Here is an 18744-nt window from a genome sequence, read left to right on the forward strand (position 1 = left end):
CCATCCCACAATTCCGGGTATTTCCTCGGATATTTTCAGATCAAACTTCATCTACCAGTCGGCAGGTTGACTATTTCTGCTTGTGATAGCCTGTGTTTTAGCCCATTGGCGATGATAAAGCGCTCAAAGCCATCTTTATCGAAAGGTATGCCGACTCGGTCTGTGCCGTATACCACATGGGGATAATCTAAATGCGGGATATACAGCGTTGTCGGTCACCATTCCAGTTGCCATCACCAAAGATGTTGTCGCTGTTATTAAAGGTATCGCTATATGGCTGTCCTTCACTGGCTTGTCCTAGCAATAGAACTGGTCATGGGGTTGACATCTTCTGCGTAGGTAAAGGCGTGGCTTATGTTGTTTTGATAGCGGATTGTCACTATTGGAAGGCGCTGAGGATTATATTCACTGTAGCAAATACTTGAGTAAATCAAACTTATCCCACCGCCTGATTGAGGCAGTAAAAGAATGTGACAAGTTTTTTCAGCCGCTTATGCCAGTGATTGAATATTGATATAAAGATGGGCTGCACGCTGTTTCAGGAAATTCGAACAGCTAAGTATCAATAAGGATGTCCCATGCTTAAACATCTCGCCGTCAGTGCCCTGACGCTGTCTTTGCTGTCTGCCTGTGCTCATACCACAACGCCAACCAGTGTTTCGGCTTCCACCAATGCGGCGACAGATGCTTTGCTAAAATTACATTTTACTGCCCCGCCAGTTGCAGGTAAGTCTCTGACGTTAAAACAGATTATGGCTAATCCAGATTGGATGGGGATATTGGCTCAAGGGGGATATTTTAGCGATGATGGCCGCAGTATTTATTACCGCCGTCAGGCTAGTCAGGCCGCTTTTGCTGATTATTATCGTTTGGAATTGGCCAGTGGTAACAGTGAGCAACTTACTGCGGCGACCTTGCATCAAGCGGATCAGGCCAATGGTGTCTATAACCGAGATCGCAGTCTGAAGGCTTGGCTCTATGAGGGCAATTTGTTTGTTAAGCAACTGGCTGATGGCCGGGTGACCCAGTTAACCCGAAGTCATCGCCGGATTGAGAATCTGCGTTTTTTAACTGATAACCAGGTGGCTTACTGGTCGGATGGTCAGATTTTCAAAGTCGATCCCGCCTCAGGATTGACTGAGCAATTGGCCCAAATTGAGATGAAAGCTGCGCCCAAGGGGGTTGTTGCGCCAAAAGGATATCTGGCGCAACAGCAGCACAGGTTAATTGACTATGTGGCTCAGCAGCAACTTAAGGCTGAGCAGCGCCAGCAACAGCGAGAATTATTACAGCAGCAGGATCCGACATTAGCGCCCGCGCCGTTTTATTTGGGGGATAAGCATAGGATAGTGGAGATGAGTCTCTCCCCTGACGGACGTTATGCTGTGCTGGCGTTGGCGGATAAATCGGCGAGCTGGCGAGACAAGCATGACATTATGCCTGATTATCTGGCCAAAACCGGGTATGTGGATGCCGTGTCGGTGCGAGCCCGAGTGGCGGAAGCTGACAGCCGCGGTCAAGAGTTTAGGATATTGGATCTGCAAGCAAAGCGTCATTATCCCCTGACTATCGAAGGGTTGACGGGATTTGATGAAGATGTGCTGGCGGCGGTGAAAGCCGAAAATGCTGCGGTAAACGGGCAGGATTACCAGACTCAATCAGCTCCCCGAGAGGTTGCCCTGATGATGGATTGGGGCTGGCAGCAAAGTGCGATGCAATGGCATGACAGTGATAACCAGTTGGCGATAATGCTGGAGGCGCAAGATAACAAAGACCGCTGGATTGCCACAGTGGATTTGGCTAAAGGAAAATTGATCACTCAGCATAGGTTGCATGATGATGCCTGGGTTAACTACACCCATAACCAGTTTGGCTGGTTGCCGGGGAGTGACACCCTGTATTACCTGTCAGAGGAGAGTGGTTATTCCCAACTGTACGTTAAAGCACCGGGTAAAACCGCCCGTGCGCTGACTGCCGGACAGTTTGTGGTCAGCGATCTGCAGTTGTCTCCAGATGGCGGTTATATCTACTACAAAGCCAATAAAACCCACCCCGGAATTTACAATGTGTATCGGATCGAGCTGGCCACAGGCCGCAGTGAGGCGGTGACAGATTGGGATGGTAATTTGGATTATCAGCTCAATCCGGCCGGAGATACCTTGCTGCTCAGTGCATCGCGTCGCACCCAGCCATCAGAGTTATATCTGCAACCTATTGGGCAGCCGATGCGGCAATTGACCCATTACACTAGCCAAACCTTTACCGATTATCCTTGGCAGGCGCCGGAGGTGGTTGCTGTGCCGTCATCCCACGGCGCCGGTCAAATATATGCCCGAGTATATTTGCCTCAGGGGTTTGATCCTGCGCGCCAAGCTGAGTATCCGGCGGTTATTTTTAACCATGGAGCAGGGTATCTGCAGAATGCTGATTTCGGTTTCTCCGGCTATTTTCGTGAGTTTATGTTCCATAACCTGCTGACCCAGCGAGGCTATGTCGTCATGGATATGGATTATCGCGGCTCCAAGGGCTATGGTCGCGATTGGCGAACCGCCATTTATCGTCAGATGGGGCACCCGGAAGTGGAGGATTTGCAAGATGGGGTTAACTGGTTGGCGCAGCATGCCAATGTGGATCCTAGTCGAGTTGGCACCTATGGCGGTTCTTATGGCGGATTTCTAACCTTTATGGCGCTGTTCACTGAGCCGGAACTGTTCCAGAGCGGAGCGGCATTACGGCCGGTAACTGATTGGGCCCATTACAATGCACCCTACACCAGTAATATTCTTAATACGCCGCAGCTTGATCCTATCGCTTACCAGCGCAGCTCACCGATTGAACACGCTCAAGGGTTGCAAAAACCGCTGCTGATCATGAGTGGTGTGTTGGATGATAATGTGTTCTTCCAGGATTCAATTCGTTTAGTACAACGATTGATTGAACTGGAAAAGCCCATGTTTGAGATGGCGGTATATCCGGTTGAACCCCATGGTTTCAAGCAAGCTTCTAGCTGGCTGGATGAGTACCGGCGAATTTTACGTTTATTTGAACAGACGCTGAAATAATCGTTGTTACTGACAATGCCATGGCGTGGTGATCCCGCCATGGTATGTTCAGACGCTAAATGCAGTGTATTTAAGCTGTTATCACTGTTCCAGTGACAGGTTGTCGTGGACGCAAAGTTAGTTTATTTATTCATATATTGTGCATATATAGTGAAAACAAAAGAAACAAAACTTTTTTGTGCTTATATATGCGAAATATTGTGCATTTTTACGCTGTTATCCTTATCTATTTCTCATCTTTATTCAGCAATGTGAGCTAAGTAGCAAGACAAAGCTGCCAAAAACTGGTTTTTAGATCACATTTTCGCTAATAATGTCGCTATAAACATTAAAACTCTGTTTGGATTCTCTTTACATATTCAGCCGCACCCCGGTAACAGTGGAAGATAGAGATGATCTGACTTCATCGCTGATGCCCGGCAAACAAGGACAATAATGATGATGGATAACAAGACGAAGTTGACCCGCGAACAGTTTGACAAGGTGATGGTGCCTAATTATGCCCCTGCGGCAGTGATCCCGGTTCGAGGACAGGGCAGCCGGGTATGGGATCAAAACGAGCGGGAATATATCGATTTTGCCGGTGGTATTGCTGTCAATTGCCTGGGACATTGTCATCCGGCGTTGGTGGGCGCTTTAACTGAACAGAGCCAGAAACTGTGGCATTTGTCTAATGTGATGACCAATGAGCCAGCCTTGGCCTTGGCCACGGCGCTGGTGGAGCACACCTTTGCTGATAAGGTCTACTTTGCTAACTCCGGAGCAGAAGCCAATGAAGCGGCGCTGAAGCTGGCACGCCGTTACGCCAGTGATAAGTTCGGGCCAGAGAAAGATGAGATTATTGCCTTTAATCAGGGATTCCATGGCCGCACCTTCTTTACCGTCAGTGTTGGCGGCCAAGCGGCCTATTCCGATGGATTTGGCCCCAAGCCAGAGGCCATTACCCACCTGCCTTACAATGATATTGCAGCATTAGAGCAGACGGTTTCTGACCGTACCTGCGCCATTATGCTTGAGCCGCTGCAGGGCGAGGGCGGCATTATTACGGCTCACCCAGAGTTTCTTGCCGCAGTGCGCCGCTTAGCGGATAAACACAATGCCTTGGTGATTTTCGATGAAGTGCAGACTGGGGTTGGGCGCACCGGGGCGCTGTATGCCTATATGAATACCGATATGGTGCCGGATATTCTCACCACCGCCAAAGCCTTGGGGGGCGGTTTTCCCATTGCGGCTATGTTGACCCGGGAAGACATTGCCGCTCATCTAAAAGTCGGTACCCATGGGTCGACCTATGGTGGTAACCCCTTGGCCTGCGCGGTGGGAAATGCGGTGATGTCTGTGGTCAATACCCCGGCAGTACTTGATGGGGTCCGTCAGCGCGAGCAGTTATTCCGTCAGGGTCTGGAAAAAATTAATGCGAAATATGATGTGTTCAGTGAAGTCCGTGGCAAGGGACTGTTGCTGGGCGCGGTGCTGAATGAGCGTTACCAGGGCCGCAGTCGGGACTTTTTACAGGCTGCTGTTGCCCAGGGGCTGATGTGTCTGGTGGCGGGTACCAATGTGGTGCGCTTTACGCCGTCACTGGTGATCCCGATGGAGGATATTACTGAAGGACTGATGCGGTTTGAGCGAGCGGTGGCCAAGGTAACGAAGGCCTGATTGGGCTACGTGATTCAGAGTTGTCGGCAGGGAATGCCCTACCGGTAAATAAGGAGATTTCTGATGTTGATCATACGTCCCATCCAACTGGCAGATTTTGATGCATTGCTGCAGATTGCCCGGGATTCCGGCCATGGTTTTACTTCTTTGCCGGTGAATGAAGAACTGCTGCGCAATAAGATTATCAAGGCCGAAGCCTCCTTTGCCAAGCAGGTGGATACCCCTTTTGATGAGGGGTATCTGATGGTGATGGAAGATACAGACAGCGGCCAGGTCGTTGGTACCTGCGGGCTGGAAGCCGCGGTGGGGATGGAAGATGCCTTTTATCATTACCGCCTAGGGACTGAGGTGTATCACTCGGAGCAGATTGACGTGCGCAATGAAGTGGAGACCCTGACCCTATGTCACGATTACACCGGTGCGGCGGAGTTGTGTACCCTGTTTCTGCATGACAGTCATCGGGAAGGCAACAATGGCCGCTTTCTCTCCCGTAGCCGATTTTTGTTTCTCGCCCAGCATCCAGAGCGATTTGGTCGTACTGTGATTGCTGAAATGCGCGGGGTCTGTGATGAGCAGGGGAACTCCCCCTTTTATCAATGGTTGCAGGAACACTTTATCGGCATTGATTTTGTCCGGGCTGATTACCTTTCAGGGCTTGGACGTAAGTCGTTTATGGGGGAGATGATGCCCCGTAACCCGATTTATGTCGCATTGTTACCCGATGATGCCAAAGCAGTGATCGGTAAGGTGCATCCTAATACTCGGCCTGCACTGCGCCTGCTGGAGGCGGAAGGGTTCCGCTGCCGGGGTTATGTTGACATTTTTGATGGCGGGCCAACGGTGGAGTGTGATCTGCAGGCGATTCGCTCAGTACAGCTTAGTCGGCAGATGACAGTTAAACTGGGTGAGGTGGATAGCAGCGCCGAGACTTATATGGTGGCTAACACCAGTGTGGCTCAGTATCGGGCCGTAATGACACCGCTGTTGGTGAATGAAGCGTCAGATATTGCGGTGCTGAGTGTGGATACGGCAGATGCACTGATGGTTAAGGATGGCGATCCGGTACGGATCTTAGCATTACAGGGATAGCAGAAATGACACAATATATTAATGGCAGTTGGCAAGATGGGTTAGGGGAAGCATTTTGTTCGCTCAATCCCGCAGACGGTGAAACCCTGTGGCAGGGCAATGGCGCCACAGCCAACCAAGTTGATGCGGCGGTGAGCGCAGCTCGTGATGCCCAATTTGACTGGTTTATGCTGGGATTTGAGGCCAGATTGGCCATTATCGAGGCCTTTCGGCAGCAACTTGAGCAGCATAAAGCCCCATTGGCAGAAGTGATTGCCCGTGAAACCGGCAAACCCAGCTGGGAGACGGTCACCGAAGTCGCAGCCATGATCGGGAAAATTCCACTGTCAGTGTCAGCTTATCAACAACGTACCGGCCAAAGTGAAAAAGAATTGCCGGGCGGCCGGGCGGTTCTGCGCCACAAACCCCATGGTGTGGTTGCGGTTTTTGGCCCCTATAACTTCCCCGGGCATTTGCCCAATGGTCATATTATTCCGGCTCTATTAGCCGGTAATACCGTAGTGTTTAAGCCCTCGGAATTAACCCCGAAAGTGGCGGAAGAAACCATAAAGCTCTGGCATAGCGCAGATTTGCCTGCCGGGGTGATTAATCTGGTGCAGGGGGAATTAGACACAGGTAAAGCGTTGGCGGCGCATCCTGGGTTGGATGGACTGTTCTTTACCGGCAGTTCCCGCACCGGGCATTTGCTGCATGAGCAGTACGCAGGCCATCCGGGTAAAATTCTGGCACTGGAGATGGGGGGAAATAACCCTTTGATCGTTAAAGATGTCGCCGATACCAAGGCGGCCGTGCACGATATTATCCAATCTGCCTATATCTCATCTGGCCAGCGTTGTACCTGTGCGCGGCGTCTGTATGTGCCCGAGGGGGATGATGGCGATGCGCTGTTAGTGCAGTTAGCTGATGCGGTGCGCAAAATCCGGGTTGGCTGTTGGAATGATGATCCTCAGCCCTTTATGGGGTCAATGATCTCTGAGCAGGCAGCGAAGGGCATGTGTGAAGCGCAGCAGCGCTTGCAAGTGTTAGGGGGACGCTCACTGGTGTCTCTGACCCATTTGCAACCTGGCACCGGGTTGGTTTCCCCAGGTTTGATTGATGTTACCGATATTGCGCAGTTACCGGACGAAGAGTATTTCGGCCCGCTACTGCAGGTGGTGCGCTATCAAGATTTTGATGAAGCGATTACGTTGGCCAATCAAACCCGTTATGGCTTATCCGCCGGTTTACTGGCGGATAGTCGGGATGACTTTGACTATTTCTTGGCTCGTATCCGCGCTGGCATTGTGAACTGGAATAAGCAGATCACTGGCGCGTCCGGCTCAGCGCCATTTGGGGGTGTCGGTGCGTCGGGTAACCATAGGGCATCGGCTTTTTATGCCGCGGATTATTGCGCTTACCCTGTGGCATCGGTTGAAGCTGACGGGGTTGCGTTACCGGCCAGCCTTAGCCCGGGTTTGACGCTATAGCAGACTGAATATCGATACCTAATGTGATTTACCTAGGGTCTGTTGACCTTTGGGATTGAATTTTGTTCGAGATAAAAGCGTTTTAATCGCGGCGAACGGTTTGTCGCCTAGTTATGCTAAGCAAGAACCGCGCAACAAAGCGGAAAACGCTTTTAGCCGAACCCGTCGGCAGTGTTTGAGGTTTCTTTCTACTGCGTGATTGGCTTATCAGGTAGCGCACTAGCTACCAAAGCCTCTGCCTGGTATAAAGCACCCTCAAATCGCTGCAAAAATAAACTTGAAAGGTCTACAGGCCCAAGTACCCCGCCGATATTATTCGGCGGTTTAAGGAGCAAGCATGCACACTGATGTGAACCAGCTATTTGCCGCCATGTGGCAGGACTATATCCAGATGACCCCATCCGCGGCCAAGGTGCACCAGCTATTAGGGCAGGGGCAAAGCGGGGGCATTATCAATGATCATATTGCCCTGAGAACCTTTGATTTGCCCCAAGTGAATTTGTCGGTGTTAGCGGCACACTTTGAAGCGCTAGGCTATGTAGCCTGTGGTGAATACCACTTTAAAGCCAAGAAGTTATATGCCCGACACTTTGAGCATCCAGACCCAACTCAACCTAAGGTGTTTATCTCTGAACTTTTGCTGGCTCAGTGCAGTGACAAGTTGCAACAGACGGTGGCTAACTTGCTTGAGCAACTGCCGCCGGAGGCGGTTAAGGCGGATAATTTCCTCTATTCTGGCCGGCACTGGCAGTTAGATACCGGCACTTATGAGACCTTGTTAGCTGAGAGTGAGTATGCGGCTTGGGTTGCGGCTTTTGGTTATCGTGCTAACCACTTTACGGTTTCAGTTAACCATCTGCAGGCGTTTGACAGTTTAGCCGAGATTAATCAGACCCTAAAACAGCATGGTTTTGTATTAAATACTGCTGGTGGCGAGATTAAAGGCTCGGCCGAGGTCTTGCTGGAGCAGTCTTCTACCATGGCAGATAAATTGCTGGTGACGTTCAGTGATGGTCAGTTGATGATCCCCAGCTGTTTTTATGAATTTGCTCTGCGTTATCCCATGGCAGATGGCACTTTGTACCCGGGGTTTGTGGCCGCGTCAGCGGATAAGATTTTTGAAAGTACCCATGCTGCCGGTCGGCAGGATTGAGGCGTAAGCTGAACCTGCAGCTTATGCCCATTGCACATATTTTGTGTCGGTGGGGTTTTTTGCCTGAGCAGGGTAGACTGACGGGGACAACATCTAAGGTGTTGTCCCTTTTCTTTTTCCATTCGGTGGGGATAACCATGAACAGACAGGAACAAAGTGTGCCCATGTGGCTGATGATTTTTATTTGGGTCAGCCTGCTGTGGAATCTTTTGGGGGTGATGAATTTCTTTTTCCAATTGACAGCCGATCCCCAATCGCTGGCGCAAATGACAGAAGCGCAGCGGCAAATGCATGCCAGCACCCCAGGGTGGTTGACGGCAGTATTCGGGGTTGCAGTTATTTCCGGGGTGATAGGCTGCGGCTTGATGATGCTAAAACGTGCCCGCGCAGTCCCTGTGTTGCTGCTGAGCTTGTTAGCCGTGCTGTTGCAAATGGGGTATGCCTTTACAGTGCAGGATGTGTTGGGTGTGTTGGGCGCTAAAGCGGCGATTTTACCCGTGACAGTGACTCTGTGGGCATTGGCTCTTTGGCTGCTTAGCCGTAGAGGTGTTGTCCAAGGTTGGCTGCGTTAAGCCGAGGGTTTTGTGCGGTGTGTCAGAGTCATTTGTATTGGGCTTATAACTGATTTGAGCTAGGCAAGGCTTGTGTGAGCTCAGAACTTATATAGCTCCGGGCTGTTCATATCTAGCTCAAGGCTGTTTATATCTAGCTCAAGGTTGTTTGAGTACAGGGCTGAGGTTTCGTCAGCCCTTTTTGTTGTTTGCGGCATGGTGTTGTCTTTTGAGATTGCCTCTTTACGCGGTATTTCATTGGTTTTTGTTTTCGCGCTGTTAGCTTCTTGTCCTTTTCATTTTCCTTATCAGCGTGCTGACTGCTGACTTCTGACTTCTGACGCCTTATTTCTTGGGATGATAAGGACAGGATATCACTGTGATGATGTGCTCTGTGTCGGCACAGGTGGCGCGGTATTTATCACATTATCTCTCTTGGTCTTCCTTAAATTCATATGGGAAAGTTGATACAAATGAGATGTTGGTTGCAAATAGTTTAAAGCACCTAGCTTTGTTGTTTACTGCTGTAATTCACTTTCAAAACTGATCTGATTAATACTCGTATTTACCGATTAAATCCCCCTGTAACATTGGATTTTGCGCTGATACAACTGCATACACTGTGTTGTGAATTCTCAATTAGGCTTTGCTTATTTTTAAATTTATTTATGTTATATCGCGCTATTTATAGGGTAAATATTGCTGTTTATATGCGTTTCAGTGTTGTTTTTGATTTGAATTAGAAAAAATAAAAGTTATCTCCGGAAGGGTGATCCCGATCGCTTGCCGCTAAAATCCCCCCAGATACACTGCTGCCATCTCCAGCTCTTCCAGGGTAATTTTTTATGGAAATTTTCATCAGTTTATTGGGCATGCTCAGTCTTATGGGACTGGCCGTGCTGCTGTCAGAAAAACGCCGTGCAATCCGTCCCCGTACTGTCCTGGGGGCGCTGGCATTCCAAATCGCATTTGGCGCATTCGTGATGTATGTCCCCGCTGGTCAGGCCGTACTTGATGCTGCTTCCGGCGGCGTGATGCATGTGATTGGCTACGGCAATGAAGGCCTGACATTCCTGTTTGGCGATTTGGCCAAATTCGGGGTCGGTTTCATCTTTGTGATTAACGTGCTCTGTGTCGTGGTATTTATCAGCTCGTTGATCGCCGTGTTGTACCACTTAGGCGTGATGCAGATGGTTATCGGCGTTATAGGTGGGGCTTTGTCCAAATTGTTGGGCACCAGCCGCGCTGAATCCTTATCCGCGACGGCGAATATTTTTGTTGGCCCGATTGAGGCACCATCCATGGTGCGTCCATTTGTGAAGCATATGACCCGCTCTGAGCTGTTTGCGGTGATGACGGGTGGTTTGGCATCGGTCGCTGGCGGCACCATGATCGGTTATATCCAGATGGGTGTGGATGTTAAGTATGTGCTTACTGCGGCGTTTATGACCGCCCCAGCAGGTTTGCTGTTTGCAAAACTGATGTGGCCTGAAACAGATAAGCCAGTTAATGACATCAAAAAAGTGATGGATGATGTTGAGGATAAGCCTGCCAACGTATTGGACGCTGCGGCAAACGGCGCCGCAATGGGGATGCAGCAGGTACTGGGCGTATCAGCGTTACTGCTGGCTTTTGTTGCCCTGATTGCCATGGTGAACGGCATGATTGGTGGCATCGGTGGCTGGTTCGGCGTTGAAGAGCTGACATTGCAGATGATGCTGGGCTATCTGTTAGCGCCACTGGCTTGGGTTATGGGCGTGCCATGGAGTGAAGCCACTACTGCCGCCTCCTTTATCGGCCAGAAGCTGGTGATTAACGAGTTCGTGGCTTATGTGGACTTTTTGAAAGTGGCGGAAGAATTGTCGGACAAAACCAAGGTAATTATCAGCTTTGCCTTGTGTGGTTTTGCCAATATCGGTTCTCTGGCTATGGTGATTGGTGGTCTGGCAGCGCTGTGTCCTGAGCGACGCCATGACCTAGGTAAGATTGGTATGAAAGCGCTGATTGCTGCTGCGCTGGCCAACTTGATGAGCGGCACCATTGCCGGTTTGTTATTCAGTATCGGGGGTTAACCTATGACACCACATATCAATGCACAACAAGGTGATTTTGCAAAAACCGTATTGATGCCAGGCGATCCATTGCGGGCTAAATATATCGCTGAGCAGTTCTTGGACAATGTGCGTCAAGTGACAGATGTCCGCAACATGTTGGGCTTTACCGGTGAGTATCAGGGAAAACCGATTTCAGTGATGGGTTCAGGTATGGGGATCCCTTCAATCTCCATTTATGCCAAAGAGCTGATTACTGAATACGGGGTCGAAAATATTATTCGTATCGGCTCCTGTGGCGCGGTCAGTGACAAGATTAAGCTGATGGATGTTGTGATGGCGATGGGGGCCAGTACAGACTCAGGTGTTAACCGCACCCGCTTCCCCCACACCGATTTTGCCATGATTGCTGATTTTGGCCTGTTGCGCTCTGCTGCAGATGCCGCTGAGCGGTTAGGTGCCAGCTACCATGTGGGCAATCTGTACTCTTCCGATCTGTTCTACTGCAGTGATGACAGTCGTTACGATCTGATGGAAAAGTACGGCATGTTGGGAGTGGAAATGGAAGCTGCTGGCCTGTACGGCGTTGCTGCTGAGCATGGCGCTAAGGCGCTGGCCATGATGACGGTGACGGATCATCTGCGTCAGGGGCTGCATCTGAGTGCGGAGGAGCGTCAACAGACCCTGAATGACATGATCCGGCTGACGTTAGAAGCGGTTAAACAGATTGACTGATAACTGTAAACACACCAAATAACAATAAAGGTCAGGCTTAACCTGATTACCCTACTGGCCCCGGCTATCCACCAATAAAAAACAACAGGATACTCGGGGCCTTTTTTATCTTTTACCTGATTTTCTAAGGCATTTTGACTGTAATGAGATTTCTGCCGCAGCGTTGAGTTGCTGTAGCAAAGGCTGATATTTCTAGAGGCTTTATTTTTAAAGGTAATCATTCAATTTCATCATCAATTTACTCATTTTTTTACCTTCATTTCTCCCCCAGAGACCATCTGCTATAACCGCCGTTAACCCCACCTGAATGTTGTGTTTATTTTAAGTTTACATAGATTTTGATATGAAATAGCTAAAATAGCTGTTTTGTGTGCAGAAAATTAGCATTACCTCTTGCCCTGAACAATTTCCTGAATACACTTCCGCCATCGAAACATATGTTAAAGGTTGGTATGGAAATTTTAATCAGTGTAGTGGGGATGATCAGTCTGATGGCGTTGGCTGTGTTGCTGTCAGAAAACCGCAAAGCGATTCGTCCGCGTACTGTTTTTGGCGCATTGGCATTCCAGATTGGCTTTGGTGCTTTTGTGATGAACGTACCTGCCGGACAAAAGATGTTGGATGCTGTTTCTGATGGCGTGATGAAAGTGATCAGTTACGGTCAACAGGGGCAGATTTTCCTGTTTGGCGATCTGGCCAAGTACAAAATGGGCTTTATTTTTGCCATTAACGTGCTGTGCGTTGTGGTGTTTATTGCTTCACTGATCGCCGTGTTGTACCACCTTGGCATTATGCAGAAATTAATCGGTCTGATTGGTGGACTGCTGACCCGAATTTTAGGGGTGAGCCGAGCAGAATCACTGTCTGCTACCGCTAATATTTTTGTTGGCCCGGTAGAAGCGCCAACTATGGTGCGGCCATTTATCAAACATATGACTCGCTCAGAGTTGTTTGCGGTGATGACTGGCGGTCTCGCTTCTGTTGCCGGTGGCACCATGGTGGGGTATATCCAGCTGGGTGTGGATGTGAAGTATGTGTTGACGGCAGCATTTATGACCGCGCCTGCGGGGCTGTTATTTGCCAAGTTAATCTGGCCTGAAACTGAAAAGCCGGTAACTGATATCAAGCAGGTGCTGGATGAAGTGGAAGATAAGCCCGCTAACGTACTGGATGCCGCGGCCAACGGCGCCGCGATGGGACTGCAGCAGGTGATGAATGTGGCGGCGCTGTTGCTGGCATTTGTGGCACTAGTGGCACTGATCAACGGCATTATGGGTGGGGTTGGTCATTGGTTCGGTATTGACGGCCTGTCACTGCAGATGATGTTGGGTTACCTGCTTGCTCCTGTCGCTTGGTTAATGGGCGTGCCTTGGCATGAGGCGACCACGGCGGCTTCCTTTATCGGCGAAAAAATGGTGATTAATGAATTTATCGCCTATGTGGATTTTATTAAGGTTGCCCCAGAGCTGTCGCAAAAAACACAAATTATTATCAGCTTTGCGCTGTGTGGTTTTGCCAACGTTGGTGCTTTGGCTATGGTGATGGGGGGCTTGACCGCTTTGGCACCTGAGCGTCGTCATGATTTGGGCATTATGGGAATGCGGGCGCTGATTGGTGCCGCACTGGCTAACCTGATGAGTGGCACCATTGCCGGTTTGCTGTTCAGTTTGGGAACACTGTGATTTAGCCCGCCTTGTAATCCATTAGAATTGTGTGATGCGCCCTATTAAAGGGCGCTGATTATCAGTAGACTGCTGCCAATTGACAAGCAATAGGGAATGCGAACATGAGTATTTGGTTCAGGCCCGTCACCATTGAAGATTGTGCTCGGCTGGATAAAGGGATCACCGGCAAAGGCACCCTGATGCAAACGTTAGGCATCAGTATTACTGAGATTGGTGAGGATTATATGGTGGCCACCATGCCTGTTGGTCCGCACTTGCACAACCCATTGGGGATAGTACACGGTGGGGCGAATGTGGTGCTGGCGGAAACCGTGGCCAGTTATGCGGCAAATTTTGCTGTGGATTTTGAACGGTTTTATTGTGTTGGTCAGGAAATTAATGCCAACCATTTAAAAGCTGCCCGTAACGGTGAACTCAGAGCGGTGGCAAAGCCAGTCCATCTGGGCAAGCGTAGCTCCGTGTGGGAAGTCAAAATTTACAATAGTGCCGGGGAGATGACTTGTATCTCCCGCATGACAGCAGCCGTGGTTGCTCGTCCTGCAATATAGTGTGTTGGGCTGCCCGTGGCAGCCCAAGTATTTTGTGTCATCCTCTGCTTATTTTTTCCGCTACACCTGTCAGTAAAAGCTGACATTCAATACCGACTACCGCAGGGTGGTTGTTAAGAAAAATTCACTTAAATCATACGTCTAACATAATCCTTGCCAGTACATACTTGATCAGGATCATTCTTTATTTCAGCTTTGGTAGATTGCAACAATCTGATTTAATCGGTTTTTTATTAATTCGGGGCGGCGTAACCTAATATCAATTTCTTGCTGAGGAGCCGTGAGTGATGCCGGACCTTTATGACATCATCGAAGCTTGGCTCAACAATGGAAGGGAATGATTTCTACGCGCCAGCCGCCATTGCTGTGCTGCTGACCGTGAAATTGAGCCAGGCTCAATTTCCTGATGAAGATGTATAAGATTTTAGGAGTGTGTATGACTAAGAAACTGACCACAGCATTCGGTGCCCCGGTGTCTGATAACCAAAATACCTTAACTGCCGGTCCCCGCGGACCATTGCTGATGCAGGATGCCTGGTTTTTAGAAAAACTGGCTCACTTTGACCGTGAAGTGATCCCTGAGCGCCGCATGCATGCCAAAGGTTCAGGGGCTTACGGTACCTTCACTCTGACCCAGGATATCAGTAAATACACTAAAGCCATGCTGTTTAATGGTGTCGGCAAGCAAACCCCGATGTTTGTGCGTTTCTCTACTGTTGCCGGTGAGCGTGGCGCGGCAGATGCTGAGCGTGATATCCGTGGTTTTGCGATGAAGTTTTATACCGAGCAAGGTAACTGGGACTTGGTGGGTAACAATACACCGGTATTCTTCCTCAAAGATCCATTGAAATTCCCTGATCTGAATCACGCCGTAAAACGCGACCCTTACACTAATATGCGCAGCGCTAATAATAACTGGGATTTCTGGACATTATCCCCAGAAGCGCTGCACCAAGTAACCATCACCATGGGTGACCGGGGGATTCCAAAATCTTTCCGTCATATGGATGGTTTCGGCTCTCATACCTACAGCCTGATCAGTGCTGACAATCAACGTTATTGGGTGAAGTTCCACTTTAAAACCCAGCAAGGTATCCAGTATCTCACTGACGCTGAAGCGGAAGCTGTGATTGCCAAAGATCGTGAAAGTAACCAACGTGATCTGCATGATGCCATTGATCGTGGTGATTTCCCGAAATGGACCATGTATATCCAAGTGATGACTGAAGAGCAGGCCCAGCAGTTTCGCTTTAACCCATTTGATTTGACCAAGGTATGGCCACACGGTGAATACCCAATGATTGAAGTGGGTGAGTTTGAACTGAACCGTAACCCACAGAATTACTTTGCCGAGGTTGAACAAGCTGCATTTGCGCCAACCACCATTGTGCCAGGTATCGGTTTCTCACCTGACAAGATGCTGCAGGGCCGTCTGTTCTCTTATGGTGATACCCAGCGTTATCGTCTGGGGGTTAACCACAGCATGATCCCGGTTAACGCACCAAAATGTCCATTCCACTCTTACCATCGTGATGGTCAGATGCGGGTTGATGGTAACTCAGGTTCTACCATTGCCTATGAGCCAAACAGCTATCAAGAATGGGCTGAGCAGCCAGATTTCAGCGAACCACCACTGAAAGTATCTGGTGACATCGACAGATACAGTCAGGCTGAAGATGATCATTATACTCAGGCCGGTGATCTGTTCCGCCTGATGAAGAGTGATGAGCAGCAACGTCTGTTTGATAACACCGCGCGTGCCATTGGCCCCGCTGACCGTCATATTCAGATCCGTCATATCCAGAACTGTCTAAAAGCGGACCGTGCCTATGGTGAAGGTGTTGCCCGTGCGCTAGATATTCCGCTAAGTGAAGTGGAATAACCCCTATCAATCCCAGCAGGGGTTGATGCTCTGAACGCCAATGTTTGGGAGACCTTAAGGTCTCCCTTTTTTATGTGCTTGAAAGGCTACTTACCGCGATTAAAACGCTTTTGTCTCGAACGAAATTTAATCACGAAAGGTCAACAGACCCTAGGGTCTGTTGACCTTTCAAGTTTGTTTTTGCAGCGATTTGAGGATGCTTTATACAAGGCAGAGGCTTTGATGGGTAGTTGCGCTACCTGATAAGCCGATAACGCAGTAGAAAGGAGCCTCAAACGCTGCCCGCAGGGTTCGGCTAAAAGCGTTTTACTCTTTGTTGAGCGGTTCTTGCTTAGAGTACTAGGCGACAAACCACTCGCCGCGATTAAAACGCTTTTATCTCGAACAAAATTTAATCACGAAAGATCAACAGACCCTAGCAATGTTGCCACCCCCAGCAGGATAAAGATAACCGCACTGATACGGCGAACCCACTGAAGCGGTAATTTCCCGGCGCCATAATGGCCAATCAGTACCACAGGCACATTGGCCAGCAACATGCCTGCAGTCGTGCCTAATACAACTGGCAGTAGATGTTGGTAATGGGCTGCGAGTACCAGGGTGGCAATTTGGGTTTTGTCCCCCATTTCGGCAATAAAAAACAAAATCGCTGTGGCGATAAAGGGGCCGAAACGATCAAATTTTCCCGGTCTGTCGTCGGCTTTATCTGGTACCAGTACCCAAAGTGCGATCGCAAAAAATGACAGGGCAACTAAGTATTGGGTCACAGTGGGAGACAGATAACCGGTCAGCCATTGTCCCAGCCAGGCGGCGATGAAGTGATTCAATAGGGTTGCGATGAGCATGCCACTGATAATGGCCGTTTTATTTTTGAATCTGGCCGCCAGCAGCAGTGTTAACAGTTGGGTTTTGTCGCCAATTTCAGCCATGGCAACGGCGAGGGTTGAAGCGATAAATGCGTCCACGATGATACTCCGGGACGGCACCTGACGGGCATTGAGACACGCAGGCACCGCCCATTACAAAATAATGGGTGTTATGCCTGGGTCTTGCCGGGCTCAGAATATGAGCTGTAAGCACCATGGCTGCGGCCAAGTCTGTTGATACTTACCCTGATGTGGACATCAGTCAGCTACTCCCCCAAGGGGGTTGAGATTGTACTGTTTTTGCGGCTATCTGCAACATCTGCTGTAAAAATGTGCCCATGTATCCGGTTTGCAGCCTTGCTGTTGGTTGTTTGGGGTGGGAGTGCGATAGGGGCTTGCTCGGTTGCTACGGCTTTGCTAATGTCGCTGCAAGTCATTTTTTTAGAGTAAGCAGAGTGAAACTATTGCTGTTGATTGATAAGCGATTTAGCCCGCCCCGGTGGCTCGGCTGAATCCGTTAGGAATTCATGTCCGGCCATTGGGGCCAAGACCATAAAAACCATCAGGTTGGTATGGTGTTGGAGGCTGTGACGGACATTCCGGGTAAGCAATATTCAATCAAACTTCCCTTTCAGAAAACGCCTGTTTTCTTCCCCGCTCTCCTTTACCGCCGTTCTGAATCTGACCTAATAACAACTTAAAATAAAACGGGGTTATCGTTGTGAGTTTAAAAATTCTCGGATCTATTGCCATTGTGGCAGGCACCGCTATCGGCGCAGGTATGCTGGCCTTGCCGTTAGCGACGGCGGCGTTGGGGCTATTGCCAGCAATGTTACTGTTAGTCGTGGTGTGGGGGCTGTCTGCGTACACCGCTTTGCTGATGCTGGAGATTAATTTAAAAAGCGGGGTGGGGGACAATGTGCATGCCATTACTGGCAAACTGCTGGGGAAAACCGGTCAGTTTATTCAGGGGGCATCGTTTCTTAGTTTGCTGTTTGCCCTGACCGCGGCTTATCTGACCGGGGGCGCTTCCCTGTTGGTGTTAAAAGCCGATGCCTTATTGGGGATTACGCTGGATAATCAATTGGCGGTGGTGCTCTTTACTTTGTTGCTTGGGGGCTTTGCCGCGCTAGGGGTTGCTTGGGTTGATAAGTTATCCCGCTTTCTGTTTACCTTGATGGTGGCCTTGTTGATTGTCGTTGTGCTGTTTTTGCTGACGGATGTTAGCCCAAGCGCACTGGCGGAGCAGGCCGCCAGCCGAGATCTCACCAGCAGTTGGATGGCAGCTGTCCCCGTGGTGTTTACCTCATTTGGGTTCCATGTCTGCATTGCTACCTTAGTGCGTTATCTTGATGGTGATACGGCCTCTCTGCGCCGGGTATTACTGATTGGTTCCACTATTCCGCTGGTGTGTTACGGGCTATGGCTATTGGTGACATTGGGCACAGTGGGCGCAACCACCATTGATGGATTTGCGGGCTCACTGCCAAGCTTGGTGACCGCGCTGCAGGACATCGCTAATAACAGTTTGATTAGCAAAGCCATTGGACTGTTTGCCGATTTGGCGTTGATCACCTCATTTTTAGGGGTCACGCTGAGCTTATATGATTTTGTGGCTGAGTTGACCCGGGCAAACAGCAGTTGTACTAGCCGACTGCAGACCTGGCTGATTACCTTTATTCCGCCACTTTTGTGCGCCTTATATATTCCAGAAGGCTTTGTGGCGGTATTAGGCTTTGCCGCTATACCGCTGGTGGTGATGATTATTTTCTTACCCATTGCGATGGCGCGGCGGCAGCGCCGGATGGGGACGCATGGCTATCAGGTGCAAGGTGGAAATGCCTTCCTAGCGCTATCAGCCCTGTGTGGTGTCGTGATTGTGATCGCTCAGCTGTGGGCCGCATTTAGCCATTGATAGCAGATGCTGATGAGAGCTGTAAGTAAATGTTTTATTGAGGTGAATTGTTTGTTGGCTTAATGGGTTGCTGTGATAAAGT

General features: G+C 49.6%; 13 protein-coding genes. 12 read left to right on the plus strand and 1 reads right to left on the minus strand.

Features of this window, described 5'->3' with window-relative positions; translation table 11 throughout:
* Positions 1-578: 578 nt before the first annotated feature.
* From NFHSH190041_RS03645 to NFHSH190041_RS03695, 11 genes are all read left to right on the plus strand, one after another.
* Complete coding sequence (locus tag NFHSH190041_RS03645) at positions 579-3062, plus strand: S9 family peptidase (RefSeq protein WP_261923949.1); 2484 nt, start codon at positions 579-581, stop codon at positions 3060-3062.
* A 438-nt stretch (positions 3063-3500) separates the two neighbouring features.
* Positions 3501-4721 carry an aspartate aminotransferase family protein gene (locus tag NFHSH190041_RS03650; RefSeq protein ID WP_261925026.1) on the plus strand — a complete coding sequence of 407 codons (1221 nt, stop codon included), beginning with the start codon at positions 3501-3503 and terminating at the stop codon, positions 4719-4721.
* A 63-nt stretch (positions 4722-4784) separates the two neighbouring features.
* A complete protein-coding gene (gene astA, locus NFHSH190041_RS03655; RefSeq protein ID WP_261923950.1) occupies positions 4785-5810 on the plus strand; it encodes an arginine N-succinyltransferase in 1026 nt (341 codons plus the stop codon).
* Between the two features lie 5 nt (positions 5811-5815).
* The gene (gene astD, locus NFHSH190041_RS03660) at positions 5816-7276 is read left to right on the plus strand and encodes a succinylglutamate-semialdehyde dehydrogenase (RefSeq protein ID WP_261923951.1); all 1461 of its coding nucleotides are present in this window, start codon (positions 5816-5818) and stop codon (positions 7274-7276) included.
* A 337-nt stretch (positions 7277-7613) separates the two neighbouring features.
* On the plus strand, positions 7614-8429 hold the full coding sequence (locus tag NFHSH190041_RS03665; protein ID WP_261923952.1) for a DUF1338 domain-containing protein: 816 nt from the start codon (positions 7614-7616) through the stop codon (positions 8427-8429).
* A gap of 137 nt (positions 8430-8566) precedes the next feature.
* A complete protein-coding gene (locus NFHSH190041_RS03670; protein ID WP_261923953.1) occupies positions 8567-9001 on the plus strand; it encodes a hypothetical protein in 435 nt (144 codons plus the stop codon).
* An 824-nt stretch (positions 9002-9825) separates the two neighbouring features.
* Positions 9826-11052 (plus strand): NupC/NupG family nucleoside CNT transporter, encoded by a 1227-nt coding sequence (locus NFHSH190041_RS03675; RefSeq protein WP_261923954.1) that lies wholly within the window; start codon positions 9826-9828, stop codon positions 11050-11052.
* A gap of 3 nt (positions 11053-11055) precedes the next feature.
* Positions 11056-11766: a purine-nucleoside phosphorylase gene (gene deoD / locus NFHSH190041_RS03680; protein ID WP_261923955.1), complete on the plus strand. Its 711-nt coding sequence runs from the start codon at positions 11056-11058 to the stop codon at positions 11764-11766.
* A gap of 452 nt (positions 11767-12218) precedes the next feature.
* Positions 12219-13448, plus strand: a complete 1230-nt coding sequence (locus NFHSH190041_RS03685; RefSeq protein ID WP_261923956.1) for a NupC/NupG family nucleoside CNT transporter — start codon at positions 12219-12221, stop codon at positions 13446-13448.
* Positions 13449-13552: 104 nt separating this feature from the next.
* The gene (locus NFHSH190041_RS03690) at positions 13553-13999 is read left to right on the plus strand and encodes a PaaI family thioesterase (protein ID WP_261923957.1); all 447 of its coding nucleotides are present in this window, start codon (positions 13553-13555) and stop codon (positions 13997-13999) included.
* Positions 14000-14435: 436 nt separating this feature from the next.
* Positions 14436-15881: a catalase gene (locus NFHSH190041_RS03695; protein ID WP_261923958.1), complete on the plus strand. Its 1446-nt coding sequence runs from the start codon at positions 14436-14438 to the stop codon at positions 15879-15881.
* A 395-nt stretch (positions 15882-16276) separates the two neighbouring features.
* Here the strand turns inward: NFHSH190041_RS03695 and NFHSH190041_RS03705 are convergent, their stop codons facing one another.
* The gene (locus NFHSH190041_RS03705) at positions 16277-16846 is read right to left on the minus strand and encodes a TMEM165/GDT1 family protein (RefSeq protein WP_261923960.1); all 570 of its coding nucleotides are present in this window, start codon (positions 16844-16846) and stop codon (positions 16277-16279) included.
* 622 nt (positions 16847-17468) lie between these two features.
* On the opposite strand from NFHSH190041_RS03705, the gene NFHSH190041_RS03710 reads away from it, so the two are divergent.
* Positions 17469-18662 carry an amino acid permease gene (locus NFHSH190041_RS03710; protein WP_261923961.1) on the plus strand — a complete coding sequence of 398 codons (1194 nt, stop codon included), beginning with the start codon at positions 17469-17471 and terminating at the stop codon, positions 18660-18662.
* The last annotated feature ends 82 nt before the right edge of the window (positions 18663-18744 follow it).

Origin of the sequence: Shewanella sp. NFH-SH190041, assembly GCF_024363255.1 — a bacterium.
Taxonomy (GTDB): domain Bacteria; phylum Pseudomonadota; class Gammaproteobacteria; order Enterobacterales; family Shewanellaceae; genus Shewanella.